Annotated in this window: 3 protein-coding genes; 1 reads left to right on the top strand and 2 read right to left on the bottom strand. The window is 68.5% G+C overall.

What is annotated here, in order from left to right:
• Nucleotides 1–171 precede the first annotated feature (171 nt).
• Nucleotides 172–633: a hypothetical protein gene (locus KDL01_RS40560; protein WP_212534044.1), complete on the bottom strand. Its 462-nt coding sequence runs from the start codon at nt 631–633 to the stop codon at nt 172–174.
• Nucleotides 634–674: 41 nt separating this feature from the next.
• The gene (locus KDL01_RS45770; RefSeq protein ID WP_212534043.1) at nt 675–1,337 is read right to left on the bottom strand and encodes a TetR/AcrR family transcriptional regulator; all 663 of its coding nucleotides are present in this window, start codon (nt 1,335–1,337) and stop codon (nt 675–677) included.
• 297 nt (nt 1,338–1,634) lie between these two features.
• On the opposite strand from KDL01_RS45770, the gene KDL01_RS40550 reads away from it, so the two are divergent.
• On the top strand, nt 1,635–2,336 hold the full coding sequence (locus KDL01_RS40550) for an alpha/beta fold hydrolase (protein WP_212534042.1): 702 nt from the start codon (nt 1,635–1,637) through the stop codon (nt 2,334–2,336).
• Nucleotides 2,337–2,372 lie beyond the last annotated feature (36 nt).

Here is a 2,372-nt window from a genome sequence, read left to right as displayed (position 1 = left end):
ACGTTCTTCTTCACGGTGGTCCCTCATCTCGGATGATTCTTGGCAGATTCACCCGATACCTACCAACTGGCAGGCTTCAGGTGGGGGACCGCCACCTGCGAAGTTCTACGAGAGTCGGGACATCCTCCCTGCTCTGCCACTGCTGAATACTGCGGATGCTCCGCGTACTCTTCAGCCCGGCGGTTGGTTCAGCCGAGCTCGGGCCGTCGTCCGGATCCGGTTCGTGCGGCCGCGTTCCGCAAGTGTGGCCAGCGCGCGCGGTGTGAGGGCGCGTTCCGCCACCTTCAGTTGGAGCCAGTTCGAAGCGTCGACCAAGTCGGCGCCGCTCCACGCGTTCTCGCCGAGGATGGCTTTGAACAGCGTCCACTCCTGTAGTCGGCGCCGGAGCAGTTCATCGCCCTGATCGCCCTGTACGACTGGCGCGATCCGCTCGCGCCAGCGCAGATAGCCGCCGTCCGAGCCCAGCCGCTCGGCTGTGCGGTCGATGTGCCGGATGACCGCGGACTGGGCCATGACGTGGTCCGGGTCGGCAAGAACAGTGCGTACGAGGTCGCACTCGTCCACGTCGGCGACCTGGGACAGGGCACGCACATACCCGTGGAACCGGGCGTGCTCGGCCGGATCTCCGCTCACGCTGCCGGACGTCTGCGGCGAGGCAGCACCGTCCGACTCGGTCACTTCGTGGCGTAGCGGGCGAGGAACATCTTCACGCCGCCGCGGATGTAGGTCTCGATGACGTCCTGGCCGGGGGCGAAGTCGACGTTGAGCATGGCGATCTCGACCGGGATTATCATCGTGCGGGCGTAGAAGGCGACGGTGAGCTGCGGGTCCTTGTCCAGGGTCATCAGGCCGCGCGCGGCCAGGGCGCGGAAGCAGGGTTCGAGTATCGTGCGGACCTGGCCCGGACCGTGCTCGTCCCAGGCGGCGGCCAGGTGCGGCAGCCGGGCGGCCTCGCCGATGACCAGCCTGCGCAGGGCCAGCACCTCGGGCTGGAGCATGATCCGCATGAAGGCGCGGCCTACTTGGGCGAGGTCGGCCTCCAGGTCGTCGCTGTGCTCCAGGTCGGCCTCGCGTACCGCGTCGGTGATCGCGGTCAGGACCTCGTTGAGGATGCCCGCGACCACGCCCAGGAACAGCGGTTCCTTGCCCTTGAAGTAGCGGTAGAGGGTCTGGCGCGAGACCACGGCCTCGGCCAGGATCATGTCGATGCTGGTGTTGGCGTAGCCGTTCTCCAGGAAGACCTTGAGCGCGGCCCGGCGGATCTGCTCGGGCTTGGCCGGCGCGGCGGGCTCGACAGACGCGGCCTGCTGCCAGGCGGCCGGATCGAAGGTGGGCACGGGTCCTCCCGGAATCGCGGCTCGGCGTAAAGACTAGACAATCTGATCCATCAGACTAGATGGTCTGATCTTGATCGGTCAATGTGACCCACGCCACATTGCTCTCCCCCTTGCCCACACATCGACGCAGGTCTAACGTCTGTCCATGTCAGACCGAACAGTCTGATCTGCAAGACGGGACAGTCTGATCTCACAGCAGACTGTCGCACCAGACCCCCGCACCAGACTGCCGCTCCAGACCCTTGCACCACTGACCACGGGCCGATCGATCGGGCCCCGACGACAACCGGAGGAATCATGAACGACAGCACGCAGCGCCCGAACGTGGTCCTGGTCCACGGCGGCTTCGTGGACGGCTCGGGCTGGCAGGGCGTGTACGACGCCCTCGCGGCCGACGGCTACACCGTGGCCGTCGTGCAGAACCCGACGCTCTCGCTGGCCGGGGACGTCGCCGCCACCCACCAGGTGATCGACTCGCTGCCCGGCCCGGTGGTCCTGGTCGGCCACTCCTACGGCGGCGCCGTGATCACCGAGGCCGGCACGCACGAGAAGGTCGCCGCGCTCGCCTACATCACCGCGTTCGCCCCGGACAAGGGCGAGTCGGTCGCCACCCTGATCGCCAACCCGGTCCCCGGCGCGCCGGTCCCCCCGGTCCTGCCCCCGGTCGACGGCTTCCTGGCGCTGGACCGGGAGAAGTTCGCCGACTCCTTCGCCGGCGACCTGCCCGAGGCCCAGGCCCGATTCATGGCCGACTCGCAGGTGCCGTGGGGCCTTGACGCGCTCAACGGTGCGGTCACCAACCCGGCCTGGCGCAGCAAGCCCACCTGGTACCTGTTCGCCGGCGCCGACAAGATGATCCCCCCGGCCGCGCAGCACGCCATGGCCGAGCGGATCGGCGCGCAGACCGTCGAGGTCCCCGGCGCCAGCCACTCCGTCTACGTCTCCCAGCCCGCCGCCACCGCCGACCTCATCAAGCAGGCCGCGCAGGCCGTCGCCTGACCGCGACACACCCGCCCGCACTACGCGGGCCCCCAC

Origin of the sequence: Actinospica durhamensis (assembly GCF_018139695.1) — a bacterium.
In the GTDB taxonomy this organism is placed as follows: Bacteria; Actinomycetota; Actinomycetes; order Streptomycetales; family Catenulisporaceae; genus Actinospica; species Actinospica durhamensis.
This window is presented reverse-complemented; position numbering and strand designations above follow the sequence as displayed.

Excerpts from the sequence above, each read along its gene's own strand:
- KDL01_RS40550 (WP_212534042.1), top strand. The coding sequence starts at position 1,635 with ATGAACGACAGCACGCAGCGCCCGAACGTGGTCCTGGTCCACGGCGGC.